Origin of the sequence: Paraburkholderia sp. CNPSo 3272 (assembly GCF_024206495.1) — a bacterium.
In the GTDB taxonomy this organism is placed as follows: Bacteria; Pseudomonadota; Gammaproteobacteria; order Burkholderiales; family Burkholderiaceae; genus Paraburkholderia.
In genome coordinates this window covers 332,349-351,386 of the sequence record NZ_JAMBPQ010000004.1, presented here as the reverse complement: position 1 = coordinate 351,386, position 19,038 = coordinate 332,349, and the positions used below count along the sequence as shown (strand labels likewise).

General features: G+C 67.3%; 19 protein-coding genes. 4 read left to right on the top strand and 15 right to left on the bottom strand.

Annotated elements, in window-relative coordinates; all coding sequences use genetic code 11:
- Positions 1-210: 210 nt before the first annotated feature.
- The 8 genes from M3I53_RS07830 to M3I53_RS07795 form a co-directional block, all read right to left on the bottom strand.
- Positions 211-1,995, bottom strand: a complete 1,785-nt coding sequence (locus M3I53_RS07830; RefSeq protein WP_254315370.1) for a methyl-accepting chemotaxis protein — start codon at positions 1,993-1,995, stop codon at positions 211-213.
- A gap of 210 nt (positions 1,996-2,205) precedes the next feature.
- Positions 2,206-3,147: a ribokinase gene (rbsK, locus tag M3I53_RS07825; protein ID WP_309249489.1), complete on the bottom strand. Its 942-nt coding sequence runs from the start codon at positions 3,145-3,147 to the stop codon at positions 2,206-2,208.
- Positions 3,148-3,191: 44 nt separating this feature from the next.
- Complete coding sequence (locus tag M3I53_RS07820) at positions 3,192-4,229, bottom strand: LacI family DNA-binding transcriptional regulator (RefSeq protein WP_254315369.1); 1,038 nt, start codon at positions 4,227-4,229, stop codon at positions 3,192-3,194.
- A 139-nt stretch (positions 4,230-4,368) separates the two neighbouring features.
- Entirely contained in the window at positions 4,369-5,457 is a 1,089-nt protein-coding gene (locus M3I53_RS07815) for an ABC transporter permease (RefSeq protein ID WP_254315368.1), read from the bottom strand.
- Positions 5,454-7,175 (bottom strand): sugar ABC transporter ATP-binding protein, encoded by a 1,722-nt coding sequence (locus tag M3I53_RS07810; RefSeq protein WP_254315367.1) that lies wholly within the window; start codon positions 7,173-7,175, stop codon positions 5,454-5,456. The genes M3I53_RS07815 and M3I53_RS07810 overlap by 4 nt, the downstream gene beginning before the upstream one ends.
- A gap of 265 nt (positions 7,176-7,440) precedes the next feature.
- Positions 7,441-8,403 (bottom strand): sugar ABC transporter substrate-binding protein, encoded by a 963-nt coding sequence (locus M3I53_RS07805; RefSeq protein WP_254315366.1) that lies wholly within the window; start codon positions 8,401-8,403, stop codon positions 7,441-7,443.
- Between the two features lie 178 nt (positions 8,404-8,581).
- Positions 8,582-9,559 (bottom strand): magnesium/cobalt transporter CorA, encoded by a 978-nt coding sequence (corA, locus tag M3I53_RS07800; protein ID WP_254315365.1) that lies wholly within the window; start codon positions 9,557-9,559, stop codon positions 8,582-8,584.
- 196 nt (positions 9,560-9,755) lie between these two features.
- Positions 9,756-10,202 (bottom strand): hypothetical protein, encoded by a 447-nt coding sequence (locus M3I53_RS07795; RefSeq protein WP_254315364.1) that lies wholly within the window; start codon positions 10,200-10,202, stop codon positions 9,756-9,758.
- 140 nt (positions 10,203-10,342) lie between these two features.
- Here M3I53_RS07795 and M3I53_RS07790 point away from each other — a divergent pair, with 140 nt between their 5' ends.
- Positions 10,343-10,507: a hypothetical protein gene (locus tag M3I53_RS07790; protein ID WP_254315363.1), complete on the top strand. Its 165-nt coding sequence runs from the start codon at positions 10,343-10,345 to the stop codon at positions 10,505-10,507.
- Positions 10,504-11,097: an ATP-binding protein gene (locus tag M3I53_RS07785; protein WP_254315362.1), complete on the top strand. Its 594-nt coding sequence runs from the start codon at positions 10,504-10,506 to the stop codon at positions 11,095-11,097. The genes M3I53_RS07790 and M3I53_RS07785 overlap by 4 nt, the downstream gene beginning before the upstream one ends.
- A 4-nt stretch (positions 11,098-11,101) precedes the next feature.
- On the opposite strand, the gene M3I53_RS07780 is transcribed toward M3I53_RS07785, so the two are convergent.
- Together M3I53_RS07780 and M3I53_RS07775 are read right to left on the bottom strand one after the other, a co-directional pair.
- Positions 11,102-12,205 carry a saccharopine dehydrogenase family protein gene (locus tag M3I53_RS07780; protein WP_254315360.1) on the bottom strand — a complete coding sequence of 368 codons (1,104 nt, stop codon included), beginning with the start codon at positions 12,203-12,205 and terminating at the stop codon, positions 11,102-11,104.
- Between the two features lie 208 nt (positions 12,206-12,413).
- Positions 12,414-12,878, bottom strand: coding sequence for an Lrp/AsnC family transcriptional regulator (locus M3I53_RS07775; protein WP_254315359.1), 465 nt, complete (start codon positions 12,876-12,878; stop codon positions 12,414-12,416).
- Between the two features lie 221 nt (positions 12,879-13,099).
- On the opposite strand from M3I53_RS07775, the gene M3I53_RS07770 reads away from it, so the two are divergent.
- On the top strand, positions 13,100-13,651 hold the full coding sequence (locus M3I53_RS07770) for a Spy/CpxP family protein refolding chaperone (protein WP_254315357.1): 552 nt from the start codon (positions 13,100-13,102) through the stop codon (positions 13,649-13,651).
- A 158-nt stretch (positions 13,652-13,809) separates the two neighbouring features.
- Positions 13,810-14,244, top strand: a complete 435-nt coding sequence (locus M3I53_RS07765) for a PGDYG domain-containing protein (RefSeq protein ID WP_254315355.1) — start codon at positions 13,810-13,812, stop codon at positions 14,242-14,244.
- A 69-nt stretch (positions 14,245-14,313) separates the two neighbouring features.
- Here M3I53_RS07765 and M3I53_RS07760 read toward each other — a convergent pair whose 3' ends face one another.
- The 5 genes from M3I53_RS07760 to M3I53_RS07740 form a co-directional block, all read right to left on the bottom strand.
- Complete coding sequence (locus M3I53_RS07760) at positions 14,314-14,679, bottom strand: DUF3022 domain-containing protein (RefSeq protein ID WP_254315353.1); 366 nt, start codon at positions 14,677-14,679, stop codon at positions 14,314-14,316.
- A 33-nt stretch (positions 14,680-14,712) separates the two neighbouring features.
- Entirely contained in the window at positions 14,713-15,522 is an 810-nt protein-coding gene (locus M3I53_RS07755) for a YhfC family intramembrane metalloprotease (protein ID WP_254315352.1), read from the bottom strand.
- Between the two features lie 112 nt (positions 15,523-15,634).
- Positions 15,635-16,678 carry a LacI family DNA-binding transcriptional regulator gene (locus tag M3I53_RS07750; protein WP_254315406.1) on the bottom strand — a complete coding sequence of 348 codons (1,044 nt, stop codon included), beginning with the start codon at positions 16,676-16,678 and terminating at the stop codon, positions 15,635-15,637.
- A gap of 50 nt (positions 16,679-16,728) precedes the next feature.
- Positions 16,729-17,694, bottom strand: a complete 966-nt coding sequence (locus M3I53_RS07745) for a D-glycerate dehydrogenase (RefSeq protein WP_254315351.1) — start codon at positions 17,692-17,694, stop codon at positions 16,729-16,731.
- A gap of 21 nt (positions 17,695-17,715) precedes the next feature.
- Positions 17,716-18,999 carry an MFS transporter gene (locus M3I53_RS07740; RefSeq protein ID WP_254315350.1) on the bottom strand — a complete coding sequence of 428 codons (1,284 nt, stop codon included), beginning with the start codon at positions 18,997-18,999 and terminating at the stop codon, positions 17,716-17,718.
- Positions 19,000-19,038: the final 39 nt, after the last annotated feature.

Here is a 19,038-nt window from a genome sequence, read left to right as displayed (position 1 = left end):
CAACACCATGCCGCTCGCGGGCACCGCTGGGCGCCGCAGTGTAGCGCGCCGACCGGGCCGCGCAGATGACACGGCTGACAATGTACCGTAACGGCGCGCGTATGGCGCACGGCCGGGCCGCACAACGGGGTCAAAGGCATAAAAAAAGCCGCTGCGGCGCAGCGGCTGGCTCTCGCGCGAGAACGGCCCGCGCTCCTGATCGGAGGATTGTCAGAAGGTTTCCCAGTCGCCGTTCGAACCGGCACCCGACGCCGCGCTGACGGGCGCTCTCGCGGTTGCGGCGGGCCGTGCGGCCGGTTGGACGGCGCCGGGAGCAGCCGGAGCGCGGGGCGGCGCGCGCTTCGTGGCGGGCGCAGCAGTCACGCCGGCTGCTGCCGGGCGCGTGACAGCCCGGGACACGGCAGCCGCCCCGCCGGGTGCGCGCACGGGCTGTCCCGGCGCCGCCCCTCCCGCGGCATCTTCCAGATTGAACACCGCGACGGCCTCGCGCAGGCGCCCCGCCTGGTCCTCGAGGGACTGCGCCGCCGCGGCGGCCTCCTCTACGAGCGCCGCGTTCTGCTGGGTCACCTCGTCCATCTGCGTGACTGCGCGCGCCACCTGGTCGATACCGCCCGACTGCTCCTGCGAAGCCGCCGCGATCTCGCCCATGATGTCGGTCACGCGCTGCACCGCGGCGATGATCTCGGTCATCGTGCGGCCCGCCTCGTCGACGAGAGCCGAACCCGCCTGCACGCGCTCGACCGAGGTGTCGATGAGCCCCTTGATCTCCTTGGCCGCCGCCGACGAACGCTGCGCGAGGCTGCGCACCTCGCCCGCCACCACGGCGAAGCCGCGCCCTTCCTCGCCCGCGCGCGCCGCTTCGACGGCCGCATTCAGCGCGAGAATGTTGGTCTGGAACGCAATGCCCTCGATGATCGTGATGATGTCGGCGATCTTCGTGGAACTGTCGTTGATGTCGCCCATCGTGCCGACCACCTGATTGACCACCGAGCTGCCCTTATTGGCGATTTCCGAGGCGTTGGCGGCGAGCGCACTGGCCTGGCGGGCGTTATCGGCGTTCTGCTTCACGGTGCCCGTGAGCTGCTCCATGCTCGAGGCGGTTTGCTGGAGCGCAGAAGCCTGCTCTTCGGTGCGCGACGAGAGATCAAGGTTGCCCGCTGCGATCTCGCGCGTGGCCGTGGCGATCGATTCGGTGCCCGAGCGCACCGAGCGCACCGTTTCGGTGAGGCTGCGCTGCATCTGCGCGACGCCGCCCAGCAGTTCGCCCATCTCGTCGTTGCGGCGCACGACTACGGGCCGGCGCAGGTCGCCGGCCGCGATCGCGTGGAAAGCGCCGAGCGCTTCGCCGAGCGGCTCGGCAATGGCGCGGCGCAGCGAGAAGAACGAATAGGCGGCCGCGCCGATGCCCACGAGCAGCGCCGCGAGGCTCGCAATGCGCAGTTGCGAGAACGCCGCCTGGGCGTCGTCGAAGCCCTGCTGCGCTTGCGTCATCTGGAACTTGTCGAGCACGGCGTCGGCCTTGGAGAGCCCGTCGTAGGACTCCTTGAGCGCCTTGGCGCCCGCCACGACCTTCGCCTGGTCGCCCGACTGGACGGTCGTCATGAACTGGTCCGCGATCTGGTGCAGGGCATCGCGCCGGGCCGCGACATCCTGGGCGAGGCGCGCTTCCTCGCCGTCGTGCGGCAAGGTCATGTACTTCTTCCAGAAGTCGTCCGACACGCCACGCAGCATGCGCGCACGGTCGATCGTCGCGGCGGCGTCGGGGGTACCCAGCTCGAAGGCGGCTCGATCGAGCGCGAGACGCTCGCGCGCCGCATAGATCTCGGCCAGGTTGACCGCGTGCGAACTGGGCATCTGGTCGGTGAAAGTCTCGCGATACGCGTCATTCGAACGCGTGAGACCCAGCAGCCCGACGGCACTGATCGCGACGATCAACGTCGCCAGAAAGCCCATTGTGATGCCGATGCGCGCCTTGATACTGATGCCCTTGCCCATGACTCCCCCAACGCTTGTGGTGTGGTCGGGCCCAACGCCCGACATCGAGTTATCCCTCTAACAGGCGTTTACGGCACAGCGATTCATGGTCTTGAAATATGTATATGGTATGAAGAATCGGCGAAACGCATCCATGCCCGGCACGAATAAGCCGCGCCGCGGCCGGCTATGGCTTATGGCTGTGAGACGTGCAGATACCTGCAGATCCGCTCAGCCCGCGAGTTCGGCGAGCGTGGGAATGGAAGGTTGAGCGCCCGCGCGCGTCACGGAAACCGACGCGGCACGCAATGCGAAAGCGACGGCATCGAGCGCGGGCGCACCGGCGGCCAGGCGCGCGGCCAGAGCGCCAATGAAAGTGTCGCCGGCCGCCGTCGTGTCCACCGCATTGACGCGTGGCGCGGGCAGATGAACTGGCGCGGCGGCGTCGAGCAGCGCGCATACGCCCTGCGCGCCGAGCGTCACCAGCACGTTGCGTGCGCCCGCCTCGCGCAGCGCCGACGCCGCGCGCGCCGCCTCGTCTGGCGTGCCCGCGGGCAGGCCGGTGAGCGCAGCGACCTCAAGTTCGTTCGGTACGAGGTAGTCGATCAGCGGGAGCCACTGCGCGGGCAGCGGCCCCGTAGCGGGCGCTGGATTGAGGATGGTGATCTTGCCCAGGCGCCGTGCGGCGGCGAGCGCGGCCGCCACGGCGTCGGCGGGCGTTTCGAGCTGGCAGACCACGACCTCGGCCTGCGCGAGCACGGCTTCATGGCGCGCGATCGTTTCGGGCGTCACCTCGCCGTTGCTCCCGGCCACGATGACGATGGCGTTCTGGCTCGCGTCGTCGACGATGATCAGCGCCACGCCGGTCGGCGCGCCAGGCGACGTTTCGAGCGCGCCGCAGTCGATACCTTCTGTCATCAACCCCGCGCGCAACACCTCGCCGTTGCTGTCCGCGCCGACCCGGCCAACCATCGCCACCTGAGCGCCCAGGCGCGCCGCGGCCACGGCCTGGTTGCCGCCCTTGCCGCCGGCCACCTGCGAAAACGCATGGCCCGCGAGCGTCTCGCCGGGAGCCGGCAAGCGCGGCGCACGCGCAACGAGATCCATGTTCAGACTGCCGACCACGGCCACGCGAGCGCGTGCGTAGGTCGGCCTGGTTGCGTCAGTCGTCACGATGCCTCCTCGATGGCATGCGCCTTCGCTACGGCTACCCTGCCTCAGGCCGCGAGCGGCGCGTATTCCGCGGCACCGACCCAGGGCCCCGTCGATTCGCGAGCGAACAGCGTAGGCGGCATGACGCGCCGCCGCGCCCTCGCGCCTTCCTCGCGGGCGTTCGCAATGCGCTCGATCAGCGTGAGCGCCGCCATGTCGCCGAGCGCACGCGCCGGCTGGCCGACCGTCGAGAGCGCGGGCCAGGTGAAGTTGCCAAGCTCGATATCGTCGAAGCCGATGATCGAGCAGTCGCCCGGCACGCGCAAGCCGCGCTCGGCGGCCGCGCGCAAGGCGCCAATGCCCATCATGTCGTTGCCGGCGAAGATCGCCGTCGGCCGCACGCTGTCGAACAGTTGCGCCGCCGCGCGGTAACCGCCCGCCCCGGAAAAGTCGCTTTCGACGATCGCCCCCGGCGCGATCTCCACGCCCCGCTCCGACATGGCGCGCAGGAAGCCGTGCATGCGCATTGCGCTCACCGCGGTCGTCACCGGCCCGGTGATGCAGCCAATGCGCGAGTGCCCGAGTTCGAGCAGATGCCGCGTGGCGAGCCAGGCGCCGCGCTCGTGGTCGATCTGCACGAGATCGGCGTCGAGTCCCTCGATGTTGCGGTCGATGACGACGATCGGCTCGCGCGTATCGGCGAGCGTCGAGGCCAGCACGGCGTCGTCGCCGGCCGAGGCGACGATGAGGCCGTCGATGCGCTTTTCCTGCAGCACGCGCAGGTAGCTGCGCTGCTTGGCCGGGTCGTCGTCGGAGTTGCAGAAGAACACACAGTAGCCCTTGCGCGCGCAGGCGTCCTCGACGCCGCGCGCAAGCTCCGCGAAATACGGGTTGGTGCCGTTCGGCACGAGCAGTCCCACGGTCGCCGTGGCACGCGCCTTGAGCGAGCGCGCCACCGCCGACGGCACGTAGTTCAGGTCGCGGATCGCACGCTCGACCTTGGCCCGCACGTCCGCCGACACCGGACGCGAATTGTTCACCACATGCGACACCGTCGTGAAAGATACCCCCGCCACGGCGGCCACATCCTTGATCGTCGCCATATTTATGTTGCTCCTGCTTTTTTGCTGCCCTGTTGCTGCCGGCTCTCTGCGCGCCCGTTGTTGGTTTGGTCTGGCGTCGCTTCCCCGGTCATTTCCGCCGGCCCGCGCTGCGTTGCGGACCGCGCCCTCGAAAAAATTGTTATGCCCTGCTGCCTCTGCGACTTCGCCTGCTGCGGTACGTGTCGAGCACGACCGCCACGACGATCACCGCACCGGTGATGATCCGTTTGGTTGGCTCGTTCGCGCCGATCTGCGCGAGCCCCGCGGCCAGCACCGAGATGATCAGCACGCCGAAGAACGTGCTGATGACCGAACCGCGCCCGCCCATCAGGCTCGTGCCGCCGATCACCACGGCAGCGATCACCTGCAGTTCCAGCCCCACGCCCGCGTTCGGATCCGCGGCTTCGAGGCGCGAAATCTGGAACAGCGCAGCGAGTCCGGAAAGCGCGCCCATCAGCGCGAACACGATCACCTTGTACGGCCGCGGATCGACGCCCGCCAGGCGCACCGCTTCCTCGTTGGTACCGATACCAATCAGATACCGTCCGAACACCGTGCGCGTCAGCGTGAGCTGCGCGATCACCATCACCGCGACCGCGATCAGGAACGCAGGTGAAATGCCGAATGCGATCGGGTTCGAGAGAAAGTCGAACGCGTCGCCGATATACGCCGTGCGCGAATTCGTCATCTGGTACGCGAGCCCGCGCGCCGCTTCGAGCACGCCGAGCGAGACGATGAACGACGGGATGCGCCAGCCCACCGTCACCGCGCCCGTGAGCGTGCCCGTGGCCGCCGCGGCGAGGAGGCCGAGCAGTGCCGCCGGCAGCGCGCCCCAGCCCCACTTGAGCGACGCCACGCTCACCACCGAAGCGCCGAGCGCGAGCACCGAGCCCACCGAAAGATCGATGCCCGCGATGATCAGCACGAAGGTCATGCCCACGGCCATCACCACGAGATCGGGTATCTGGTTCGCGATCGTGCTGAACGTATCGTAGGTGAGGAAGTGTGAACTCAGCAGCGAGAACAACACGATCATCGCGATCAGCGCGAGCGCGAGGCCCAGGTAATTCGAAAAGCCGAAGCGCGTGCCGACGGGCTTGCCGCTCGCCTGCATCGCATGCGGCGCCGACACTGGCGCAGCGCCCGGCGCGATTTTGGCCGAACCGGTACGCCCACCGCTTTCGTCGCCCTGCGGCGACGGTTGCCCGCGCAACGGGTCGTTCGTCATGAAGCGCTCCCTCGTGGGCCGTCGTTTCGTTCCTGCGGCTTGCGCGTGTCTACGGGTGGCGGCACGTCGCCCATCTTCGGCAGATCGCACGCGTTCGCGACCAGCGCATCCTCGGCGCGCAGCCCCGCGAAGGCGGCGGCGAGCAGCTTGTCCTGGCTCCACTCGTCGCGACCGTAGATGGCCGTCATCTTCCCCGCCGACATCACGCCGATGCGGTCGCAGATCAGCATCAGCTCGCGCAGGTCGCTCGACACCACCACGAGCGCCCGGCCTTCGCGCGCGAGCGCGCTCATCAGCGCGTAGATGTCGAACTTCGCGCCGACGTCGATTCCGCGCGTGGGCTCGTCGAACAGCACGACGCGCATCGACTGGGTAATGTCGCGCGCGAGCCAGCGGCCGATCACCACCTTCTGCTGGTTGCCGCCCGACAGCTCGCCCACCGGCTGCGCGGGTCCGGATGCGCGGATTCGCAGCGCGTCGATCTGCGTGCGCGCCAGCGTGTTCTCGCGCGCCGCGTCCACCACGCCGTAGCGCGACACCGCGGCCACGTTGCCGAGCGTCACGTTTGCGGCGAGCGGCTGCGGCAGCAGCAGGCCTTCGCCCTTGCGGTCCTCGGTGATGAGCGCGATGCCAAGCTTAACCGCATCGGCGGGCGAGGCGATCTGCACCGGCTGCGGCGCCGCGCCCGGCGTGGGCGCCAGCGCCACCGTGCCGCGCTCCATGCGGTCGGCGCCGTAGATGAGCCGCATCAGCTCCGTTCTGCCCGCGCCGATCAGCCCCGACACGCCGAAAATCTCGCCTGCGCGCACTTCGAACGACACGTCGCGCACGGCCTTCGCGCGCGTGAGCCCCTCCACCTTCAGGAGCGGCGCGCCGATGCGCCGCTGCCCGAGATCGATGCGCTCGCCAAGCTCGCGCCCCACCATCAGCGCGACGATGCGCTCGGGCGTGAGGTTGGCCATGGCGTCCACCCGCACGAGCTTGCCGTCGCGCAGCACCGCGACGCGCTGCGCGATGCGCTCGAGTTCTTCGAGCCGGTGCGAGATGTAGACGATCGCCACGCCGCGCGCCTTCAGGCGCGCGATCTGCTCGAACAGCAGCTCGACCTCGCGGGCCGTGAGCATGGCCGTCGGCTCGTCGAGGATCAGCACGCGCATGTCGCCGCCATCGGCACCACTGGCACCATCGGCACCAGCGGCGCTGCCGATCAGGTTGCGCGCGATCTCCACGAGCTGCTGATGCCCGATACCCAGCTCCCCGACCGGCGTATCGGGGTCGATCGCCTCGAGCCCGACCTGAGCCATCGCGGCCCGCGCGTCGTCACGCAGCCGCCGGCGATCGATCCAGCCGAACCGCAGCGGCCCCGACTGCGGCAGGCGGTCCAGAAACAGGTTCTCGGCAACAGTGAGCGTGGGCAGCAGGTTCAGCTCCTGCATGACCATGCGCACGCCGCGCGCCTCGGCTTCGCGGCGGCTCGCCGGAGCGTAGGCCAGGCCCATCATCGTCATGCTGCCCGCACTCGGCGCCGTGAGGCCGCTCACGATCTTCGAGAGCGTGCTCTTGCCCGCGCCGTTTTCCCCCGTGAGCGCAAGCACTTCGCCGGCGTGCAGCGCGAGGCTGACGTCGGCGAGCACCGGCTGCTCGTAGGTCTTCCCGACGCCCGTCACCGTAAGCACGGCGGGCGCAGGGGACGCTACGTCGGGGACATTTGCATCCATCACGATCCTGTAGTCGCGAGCCGCGCCGCCGGGTTCAACCGGTGAGTCGCGCCGCCCGGATACTGCGGGTCCGCACCGCCGCCGCACGCTCCGGTAGAGCGTGCCTCGAACGGCGCACTGGGCAGCGATACGCCGCACAGCGGAAGACGGCCGCCCATGCGGCCATCCCGGTACAAATAACGGCTGCGCGGCGAGATTCTTGAGCGCTTATTACGTTGCGCACGCAAATACCGCCGCACCACGGCATGGCGCCTGCGGGCAGCGCTTACTTCGTGACGAGCACCACGGGCGTTTCGACGATGCCCGACAGCTCCGACTGCTTCTTGTGCTCCTTGAGCGCCTTCAGGGCCGTGTCGATGCCGAACACGGCCTGTTTCGCCGCGTACTGGTCGGCGGTGGCGAGCACGCGGCCGTCCTTGAGCATGGGCTTGATGGCGCCGATGTTGTCGTAGCCGACCACGTACACCTTGCCCTGCTTGCCCGCTGCGCGCACGGCCGACACGGCGCCGATCGCCATGTTGTCGTTGCCGCACAGGAGCGCCTTGATGTCCGGGTATTCATTGAGCATGGCGGAGGCGACGGCATTGCCCTTGTCGATCTCCCATTCGCCCGACTGCGTCGAGACGATCTTCGCGCCCACGGCGTCCATCGCGTCCTTGAAGCCCGCGGTGCGCTGCTGCGCGTTGGTCGTGGTGGAGACGCCCTCGACGATGCCCACCTGGTCGCCCGACTTCAGGCGCTTGGCGAGGTAGTCACCCACGAGGCGGGCGCCCTTGCGGTTGTCCGGGCCGACGAACGGCACGTTCAGGTCCTTGGACTTGAGCACGTCGGAGTCGAGCTTGTTGTCGATGTTCACGACGATGATGCCCGCGTCCACCGCCTTCTTCACGACGGGCACGAGCGCCTTGGAGTCGGCGGGCGCGAGCACGATGGCGTCGACCTTCGAGACGATCATCTGCTCGACGATCTGGATTTGCGCGGCCGTGTCGGTCTCGTTCTTGATGCCGTTGGTGATGAGATCGAACTGGTCGGCGTTGTGCTTCTGATAGTCCTTCGCGCCGGTCTCCATGGTGAGGAAAAACTCGTTGGCGAGCGACTTCATGACGAGCGCGACCTTCGGCTTGTGAGGCGCCTGGGCGCGGGCCGCGAGCGGCAAAGCGCCTGTTACGGCGGTCGTGGCGAGCGCGCTGGCGGCGAGGAGGATGCGGCGGCGAATGCGGGAGTTCATTTCTGGAAGTCTCCGGTTTGTCGGACCCGGCTGGGTCCTGCTTTCTGGTTATGCGCAAACGTTTTCTGCCGGCCCATTCTCGGCGCAGGCGCTGAACGATGTCAACTTCCCTCTGTCACTGGCGTTGCTGCCGCTGATGCGGCGCCGCAGCAACGCCCGCCCCGCCGCAGAGCCGGCCTTAGAGCCAGTTAATACGACGAAACAGGAAAAACAGGAAGATATCGAGCACGAGCATGGCGGCGAGGCAGATCTGGTAGCCAAACCTGAAGTGCAGCTCCGGAATGTGCTCGAAATTCATGCCGTAGATGCCCGCGATCATCGTCGGCACGGCGAAGAGCGCGGCGAACGAACCTAGCCGCTTGGTCACCTCGTTCTCCGCGAGCGAGATCATGCCGAGGTTCACCTGGATGGCCGTGACGATCATTTCGCGGCGGGCGTCGATCATGTTGGACACGCGCACGAGATGGTCGGAAACGTCGCGGTAGTACGCCTGCATGCCCACGCAGATCTGCGGAATGCGGCCGCCCACGAGCTTGCCGACGGCATCGACGAGCGGCGTGACGTGATGCGCGAGGATCACGAGACGGCGCTTGAGCGAATAGAGATCCTCGATGATCGCCCGCGAGCCCGCGAGGTCGTGCTTATCGAAGATGCGGTCCTCCAGTTGCTCGATTTCGGCAGAGAGCGTTTCGAGCACCGGCGCGTAGCGGTCGACCACGCTGTCCATGAGCGCATAGAGCACGAACCCGGAGCCTTCGCGCAGCAATTCGGGCTCGCGCTCGCAGCGCGCGCGAACGTCGGTGAAACCCTGCTGCGCGCGGTGGCGCACCGAGAGCACGAAATTGGGGCCGGCGAATACGTTCACCTGGCCTGTGATGACTTCGCCGTCGTCGTCGAGTTCGAGCGTGTGGAGCACGCAAAAGAGCGTGTCGCCGTATTCCTCGATCTTCGGCCGCTGGTTGCCGTTCATCACGTCTTCGATGGCGAGCGAATGCAGGCCGAACTCCTCCTTCATCGCCGCCATTTCGCCGGCGTCGGGATCCTTGAGCGCGACCCAGACGAAACACTCGGGCTTCGCCAGATAGTCGCTGATGGCTTCGACGGTGACGTCGGCCAGTTTCTTGCCGCCTTGATACGCGGCGCAGTTGATTAGCATGTTCCTTTTCTTCCGCGCGGCGGGTCGCTCCCGCGCCGCTTCGAGTTGCACCGGTTGCCAAGTGTAAGGGGTTGCGCCGAGCGGCGGCGTCCGGACGGGATGCCCGTGCGGCGCGCCCCGCCTGACGGGGCCTGACTGGCGTGCGGGAGCACTGCACGTGCCCGCCGCGCAACGGCGGTTGCGACTGGCGGGCGGCCTACTGCGCGACGCGGCGGATCCCGATGCGGCCATCCTTGTCGAATGCGACACTCGCGCGGTTGGTGTAGCGCGCATCGACGAGCAAGCGCAGCTCGATCACGGGATCGAACTGCGTCGTCACGGCGATGCGGTGCACGCCGGGCTTCAGGTAGAGCGTGACGTGCTCGCCGTCCATGAGATCGGTCACGCGCTCGCCATCGATGTAGACCGGCGCGTCGCGGAATTTGACGATGACGTTGCGGGTGCGCTCGCGGCGCACGTCCACGGCGACGAGGCCCTCGCCCGGTTCGGTGCAGCCGGACTTCAGGATGCGTTCGGCCGGCACGGGCTTGAACGGCATGGGCTGCGGCTGCTCCTCGGCGCAGCCGCCGAGTGCGAACGCGGCGACCACCGTGACGGCGGCGGCGAGACTCGCAATCGATCTGCGCGACGGCAAAGGCGGCATGGGCGCTTTCCCCCTTTCGGAGCCTGGCTGCTGGTTCGCGCCCATCATATCCGCACGGGCGCCGGATCGATCATCGTTGTTATATGCTTTGGGGAATGCGCGGCAGCGCGCGCAACCGGCACAAAGAGGAGGCAGCGGCCATGTGGTACCGCTCGTGGATCACAGGCATCTTTGGCATCATCAACGCGATGGGGCTCGACGCCAACGACACATTCCTGAACGGACACGAGCCCGGGCAAACCGCCCCGAAAAACGCGCCTTCGGCAGACGCCGGCACACAACACGGCGAGGCATGCCGCCCGTGACAAGACTGGTGTTCTTCTGCGGCCACGCCGGCGCCGGCAAGACGTCGCTCGCCAAACGCCTCTTTGCCCCGCTCGCCCGCGAGACCGGCGAGCCGTTTTGCCTGCTCGACAAGGACACGCTCTACGGCAGCTATAGCGCCGCCGCGATGGACGCACTCACGCACGACCCGAACGATCGCGACAGCCCGCTTTTCCTGCAGCATTTTCGCGAACCCGAGTACCGGGGGCTCATCGACACCGCCCGCGAAAACCTCGAGCTTGGCGTGAGCGCGCTCGTGGTCGGCCCGCTATCGCGCGAAGTGCGCGAGCGCAAGCTGTTCGACCGCGAGTGGCTCGGCGTCGGTCAGGAAGTGGGGATCAGCGTGGTGTGGGTGCATACGAGCGAGGAAACGGCGCACGCGCGCATCGTCGCGCGCGCCCATCCGATCGACGCCTACAAGCTTGCGCACTGGGACGAATACCGGCAGCGGCGCTTCATGCCGTCGGGCGCGCAGCTCGACGGCCTTCTTCTCTTCGACACCAGCGCGCCGGCCGCGGCCAACTACGACGCCTTGCTCGAGGGCATCGTGTCGGCAACGGCATCGACCTGAGCTTTCAGGCCGCCACCTTCGCGCGGCTGTCGAGCGTCGCGCCTTCGTACACCTGACCGAAACGGTTCGCGAGGAACTGCTGGAGCGACACCTGCTCCTGGCGCACGAACCCGGCTTGCGGCAGACGTTTTTCGCGGAACAGGTCGAGCACCGCGCACATGGCGCCGGCCGTGGTGATCTGGATCGCGCTCATGGGCACGCCGCACACCGTCTTTGCGAAGATCTTGCGCGTGAACACTTCCTGCACGAGCTTGCCGTCGCGCATGCCGGTCACCGTCATGAAGATCAGCACGACATCCTGCTCCGTGGCAGGCACCGAGCGGCGCATGATGGACTTGAGCGTGTCGCGGTCGCTGGACAGGCGCAGGTCTTCGAGCAGGAACTGCATGAGCGCGCGATGACCCGGATAACGCACCGACTTGTAGTCGAGCGACTCGACCTTGCCCGAAAGCGTCTCGCAGAGCGTGCCCAGACCGCCCGAGGTATTGAAGGCCTCGTACTCCACGCCGTCGAGCGAGAAATGCTCGAGGCCTTCGAGCGGCTGCACCCACTGCGTGCGGCCTTCGCGGATCGCTTCGCACGGCTGGCAATACTCGTTGATGAGACCGTCCACGCTCCACGTGAGGTTGTACTTGAGCGCGTTGGTGGGGAACTGCGGCAGCGCGCCCACGCGCATCTTGACGTCGCGGATCTCGGTGAAGCGGCTCGCTAGCGCATGGGCCGCAATGCCGATGAAGCCAGGCGCGAGACCACACTGCGGCATGAAGACGTGATCGGCGTCCTCGGCCAGCGCGCGGATCGCGTGGGTCGCGCGCACGTCCTCGGTCAGGTCGAAGTAGTGGACGCCTGCGCCCTTCGCCGCCGAGGCGACGTTCACCGCGAGGTAATACGGCAGCGCGTTGATCAGCACGTCGTAGCCTTCCAGCGCGCCGCGCAGCGCGGCGGCGTCGCCGGAATCGACACGCGCGGTGGGGATGCCCTGCGCCGCAAGCGGCTCGAGCGCTTTCGCATCGCGGTCGAACGCCGCGACTTCGTAGTCGCCGCTCTCACGCAGCATGTGGGCAATGGTGTGGCCGATCAGGCCGGCGCCTGCAATCGCAACTTTCATGTGTCATCTCCTTTGGTTTTCTATGCTTGGGGATGGGCAGCGCCCGCTCAGACACAGTCTAGGGAGAGACGAATACGGTTCATAGGCGCAAAACGATGCGATTCGAACTCGGTTTTCGTCGTTATGACGAAGGTTTTCGTCGAAATGACGAAAGCTCCCATTTCGGATGGCGAACGCCTCGCCGTTCGGCCAAGATCCGGCTCGCGTTTCAGCCCGTCACCGAGCCGCGATCGACCTTGCGCGCAAGCACAATCGACGTGGTTGTGCGCTCCACGCCGGGCATGCCGCCAATCTGGTCGAGCAGATCGTTGAGGCGGTCGGGCGAATCGGCGCGCAGCCACGCCACGTAGTCGTACTCGCCGCTCACCGCGCACAGCAATTGCACTTCGGGCATCTTGCCGAGGCGCTTTTGCACATCAGGCCCATGACGTGGCGCGATGATGAGCCCGACCCACGCCTGCAGGCTCGCGTCGAGCACATCCTGGCCGAGGCGTACGCCGTAGCCGGCGATCACCTGCGTGCGTTCGAGCCGCTCGATGCGCGCAAGCACTGTGGTGCGCGCGACGCCCAGGCGCCGCGCGAGATTCGCGACGCTATCGCGTGCGTTTTCCTGCAGCAGCGCGACGAGGCTGCGGTCGAGGTCGTCGAGTTGATCGAGGCGCGGAGGTCTCATCGGGCGGCGGTCTGGGTGGAAAGTTTGAACGGCGTCATTATCGCGCGCGGTGAGGACGCCGGGCGGCGCGCGAGTCAGGTCATGCGCGACGGGTATTTCCACGCGTTTCGTTTGTAAGCAAGTGTCGCAGCCGGGGCGTGGCGAAGAGAGAACGTGGTACTAATAGCGCCTGCAGCCGTTCTGGCCATGCTACCCGCTACGAAATGATCCAAGGAGTCACAATGAAGAAAGCTTTCGTCATCCTTGCCGCCTCGCTCTCGATGAGCGGCGCGTTTGCGCAAAGCGCCGCCCCGGCCGCTTCGGCAACCGCTGCGGCCGCATCGAGCGCCGACGTGCGCGCCGCGCAGCATCAGCAGCGCGTCGAGGAGCGCATCACGTGGCTGCATACGCAGCTCAAGATCACGCCCGAGCAAGAGCCGCAATGGAAGACGTTCGCCGACACCATGCGCAGCAATGGCGAGACCATGGCGAATCTCTTCAAGCAGCGTGCGGAGAGCGAAAGTTCGCGCAACGCGCTCGACGACATGAAGCAGTACGCGCAGATCGCCCAGGCGCACGCGGACGACATGCAGAAGCTGGTCTCGGCGTTCGAGCCGCTCTACACGAGCCTCTCGCCGGAACAGAAGAAGCTCGCCGATCAGTCCTTCCGCCACGGCAATGAGCACGGCCCGTCGGGCAAGCCGGGCCATATGAAGCACAAGGGCAAGGCCAAGCCGTCCGCGGGCGACGCAGCCAGCGACACCGAAGCGGCCAGCACGCCGGCCGCGCAGTAAGACAGAGTAAGGCGCACCTGCGAATCGGGCCGCGCTCCCATGCGTGCGCACCGGCCCGATCCAGGGTACCCTTGCGGACCGCGCGACGGCCGGCGAAACTGCCCGGCCGTCGCTTCTTTGAGAGCCGTTTTTTGCGAAGACCGTCCGCTGCCGCCGCCATGATTGAACTGACCCAACTCGACCTGCGTGTCGATCCCGCCGCACAGCGCGTCGTCAAGGACGAGACCGTGAGCGTGGAGTTCGCAGCCGTTGCCGGCGAGCTGATGAGCCTGGAAGGCCCGAACCGCTATGCGCCCGGCGACGCGATCATCACCGGTTCGACCGGCGATCGCTGGGTCGTCTCGCGCGACCGGTTCGATGCGAAGTACCTGCCGGCGAGCGACACCCTCGCCCATGGCCACGCAGGCGCGTATCGCAACCACCAGGTCGTGGTGCTCGCAAGGCGCATGGACGAGCCGTTCACGCTCGTGCGTTCTGCCGGCGGCGACCGGCTCAGCGGCGTGGCTGGCGACTGGGTCATGCAATACGCACCCGGCGACTATGGCGTCGTGCAGGCCGCACGTTTCGCCAAGGTCTACAAGCTCGCCGACTGAATCCCGGCGCAACGCAGACTGGGCGCAGTGCGCCCATCGCTTCAAGCAAATGCGCTTCCAGCAAGCGTTTTACGCAAATTCTTCGTCCAGCGCGATCGTCACCTCGCGCGGCACGTCTTCGCCCTTCGCGTGCTGTTCCTCGAGCGATTCGATCGTCGCCTCCACGTAGGCTCGCAACACCGCGAAGCTGCGCCCGCGCAGCCGCGGCGGCAATGCGCGATAGCGTGCGAGCGGGGCGGGAGCGACTGCCACCGTGAGCGCCATGCGGCGCGCTTTCGAGCCGAAGCGCATCGCTACCCAGTGCACGACCAGTTGCGGCGCGCCGTTTTCGTTCGGCTCTTCGGCAAAGCGCGTCTGCTCGGGAAAGATGTCGGCGATCACGCGGGCGAGCTCGTCGAATTCGGGGCTCGCGCATTCAAACAGATAGGCTTCCATTGACGCCAGAAAAAAGAAGTGAGACGCGCACACTCACGCCGCGCGTGTGACGCGCGGCTGCGGGCGGCACGTCCTGAAAAGCACGACGGCGACCACTACGGCTGCCACCACATACAAACCGTCCACGGCCACGAGCGGCACGAGATGCGCCTGGTACATCGCGGCAGGCACGTCGATGAGCGCGTGCACGAGGATCGCGAGCGGCAAAATCCCCTTCCATCCCGCGCGCACGCCGCGCCACATCAGCACCGACAAACCGATCTGGAACACGAACGCGGCCGTGCGCTCTAGCGCGAACACGCCCGCGAACAGCGGCGAAAGGCTAGCGAGGATCAGATGCACGCGCAAGACCGAGTCCATCGTGAGATTGGAGAGATGCTCGTCGAGATCGCCGCGATTCGCGAGCACCGCGAACACGATCCATTGCAATTGCACGAGCACGCCGACGAACCACGCCTCCGCGCCCGCATGGCCGATGCCGTAGCCGAACGCCGCGCTGTCAGCGGGTGCGTTGGGCTTGCCTGCACTGCGGCGCGCGATGAGCCGCATGGCGATATAGCGCCCGACCTCCTCGCACACGCCAGCCGCGAGCACCCCGTATAGCACGAAGAAAACGGGATTCGAAAGGACCTGCGCGACGGCGGCGTTGCCGTGCAGCATGTAGTCGTTGATGGCGCGCTCGATCACGGCCGCGAACAACGCGAAGATGGCGACGCCCGTGATCGTATCGCGCCAGTCGAGCGCGAACGGCCCGCGCAGCCGGCGATACAGCGATATGGGCAAGGCGGCGACGAACAGGGTCGCGAGCGAGAGGCAGACGAGCGTGACCGGAGCTACGGACATGGGCTTCCTTATGACGTTCGGCACGCACGCGCGCGCCGCAGCCCGAATGATCGCAGATATCGGCGCCTGCGCGCAGTCCTGACTGCGCAAGAGACCAGCAATCGCGCCGTGCTCACCCCAGCGTCGAAGCCCTCACCACCAGTTCGCCCTCGAACGCCGCCGCGCGCGCCCTGGGCGCCGCGCCCTCGATGCGCTCGTGCAGAAACTCCACCGCGCGATAGCCGATCGCGCGCGTAGGCTGGCGGATCGTCGTAATGCCGGCAAGTTCGGCCCACTCCGGATCGTCGATGGCAAGGAGCGCCACGCGCTGCTGCCACTGCGCGCCGAGCGCCGCTTTCAGATGCAGGGCGAGGCGCAGCGCCACCGGCGCGTTGGCCGCGAACAAAGCGCACCGCGCACCGTGCGCGAGCGCCCGGGCCACGTGGGCGTCTAGCGTCGCGAGCGCGGCCTGCACGGCGGCTTCGTCGTGGAGATCGAGCACGTGGGTGAGGCCACGCGCCGCGCCTTTCGTCGCCTGCATCGACTCGCGAAACGCCGTTTCGCGCTCGCGCCGCGAACTCACCTGTTCGAACGGCTGCACGACGAACACGATGTCGTCGTAGCCGCGCGCAAGCAGATGCTCCGTGCCGAGGCGCACGGCCGCCGCGTTGTCGAGGCCGACCATGTCCGCATCGAGGCCGTCGACGGTACGGTCGATCAGCACGGCCGGAATGCCGCCGCTGCCCACGGGTTTCAACATCGATTCGCGCACGCCGAGTGCGTTGACGATCACGCCTTCCACGCGATATGTGGTGAGCAGCTGAAGATAGCGCCGCTCCATGTCGATTTCGTTCGCCGCGTGGCAGATGAGCGGCATGTAGCCGAGCGCGTGACACGCCTCTTCCACGCCCTGCAGAATCTCCACCGAATAGGGATTGGCGAGATCGGCGATCAGCAGGCCGAGCAGACGGTTGCGGCCGCGCTTGAGCCCGCGCGCCATCTGGTTGGGGCGATAGTCGAGCCGCTCGATCGCCGCCTCGATGCGCGTGCGCAGATCGGGCGAAAGCACGCCCAACTCGCCGTTCAGATAGCGCGAGATGCTGGTCTTGCCGGTGCCGGCTTCACGCGCCACGTCGCTGATGGTCGCGCGGCGCGGCGCCGTCGCCGCGGCGCCCATTTCCGCGTGATCGACGTCGTGCTCGCGATCCGCGCCGCTCGCAGCCATGCTCATCGCGCGAGCACGTCGCGGTTGACGACGTTCACGTCGAGCGTCCCAGCGAGCGCTGCGACGAGATTTTCCGCCGCGCAGCGCGCCATCGCGTGACGCGTCTCGTGCGTGGCCGAGCCGATGTGCGGCAGCGCCACCACGTTCGGCATGCGCAGCAGCGGCGACGCGGGATCGATCGGCTCGCGCTCGAACACGTCGAGACCCGCGCCGTGGATCGTGCCCGCTTCGAGCGCCGCGATCAGCGCCTTTTCGTCGACGGTCGCGCCGCGCGAGGCGTTGATGAGAATCGCGCTCTTCTTCATCTTCTTGAGCTCGTCTGCGCCGATCAGGTGGCGCGTGGCGTCGGTGAGCGGCACCTGGAGGCACACGAAGTCCGCGCTGGCGAGCAGTTCGTCGAGTTCGACACGGCGCGCGCCATAGTTGCGCTCGGCCGCTTCGTTCGGGCTGCGGTTCGTGTAGAGCACCTTCATGTTGAAGCCGAGCGCCGCGCGCCGCGCAACGGCGCCGCCGATGCGCCCGAGCCCCACGATGCCGAGCGTCTTGCCCTGCACGTCCACGCCGAATTGCGCCGGGCCGATGCTGCCCTTCCAGTGGCCCGCCTTGACCCAGTCGGCCAGGTCGACCACGCGGCGCGCGCTCGCGAGGATCAGCGAGAAAACAGTGTCGGCCGTCGATTCGGTCAGCACATCGGGCGTGTGGGCGAGGACGATGCCGCGCTTGGTGAGGTCGGGCACGTCGAACTGGTCGTAGCCCACCGAGATCGTGGAGAGCGCCTTCACGCGCGAACCGTCCAGCATCGCCGGGGTGATCTTCACGCTCGCGCCGATCGCGCCGTCGGCGTCTTTTAGCGCGGCGGCGAGTGCGCCGGACTGGTCGGCATCGACGTCGATGATTTCGGCATGCTCGCGCAGATAGTCGGCGACGTCGGCGGGCAAGGCTTTGTAGACAACAATTTTCGGCTTCATAAGTGCGCTAGAAAAGAGAGGTTATTTTCCGTGAGCCGGCGATGCATAACCACGGGCGGCGGCGCGCTGCGGCTTGACGGCGAGCGTGAGGCCAACCGAAACGAGCAGCGCCGCGCTCATGAACGCATAGGATGCCGCAGGCGAGCCTGTCGCGCCATTCAGATACCCGACCACATAGGAGCCGACGAACGAGCCGAGCGCGCCCATGCTGTTGATGAGCGCCATCGCGCCGCCGGCTACGTTCTTCGGCAGCAGTTCCGGCACGATCGCGAAGAACGGGCCATACGGCGCATACATCGCCGCGCCCGCCACCACGAGCAGCGCGTAGGAGATCCAGAAGTGCGTCGAGCCGAGTGCGTAGGAGAGCGCGAAGGCGAGCGCGCCGACCAGCAGGAACGGCCAGACGAAGGCGCGGCGATTGTCGAGCTTGTCCGACGCCCACGAGGCGGCCAGCATCGCAATGGTCGCCGCGAGATACGGCACGGCGGAGAGCCAGCCCGTTTCGACCATGCCGAGCGCCGAGCCGTTCTTCACGATCGACGGCAGCCACAGCACGAAGCCGTACACGCCAATGCTCCAGCAGAAGTACTGCGCCGAGAGCAGCATCACGGCAGGCGTGCGGAACGCCTCGGCATAGTTGCGTACCGGCTTGATCGCGGCCTGCTCGGCGCGCATCGCGGCGTCGAGCGCGCGCTTTTCGTCGTCGGAGAGCCAGTTGACTTGTGCGGGCTTGTCGCGCACGAGCAACCACCAGCACACGGCCCACACGACAGCCGGCACGCCCTCGGCGATGAACATGTGGCGCCAGCCGAAGGCATGCACGAGATAGCCCGATACGACCGACATCCACAGCACCGTGACCGGATTGCCGAGAATCAGGAACGTGTTGGCGCGCGAGCGCTCCTTTTTCGTGAACCAGTTGCTGATGAAGATGAGCATGGCGGGCATCACGGCCGCCTCGACCACGCCGAGCACGAAACGGATCGCCATGAGCGACGGAATGTTCGTGACGACGCCCGTGAGCGCGGCGCAGCCGCCCCACAGCACGAGGCTCACGAACACGAGCGTGCGCACGCTGCGGCGCTCCGCATACACGGCGCCCGGCAGCTGGAAGAAGAAGTAGCCGAGGAAGAACAGCGCGCCGATCAGCGACGACAGCCCGGGGCTGATGCCGAGATCGCGGTTGATGCCGGCCGCCGAGGCGAAGCCGTAGTTGGCGCGGTCGAGATAGGCGAGGCTGTACGTGATGAACACGATCGGCATGATTGCCCACCAGCGGCGCGGTGCGAGCGAGGTTGAGGTCATCGGTGTCTCCAGTTGAATGGGGCTCGGTACCTGACAGTG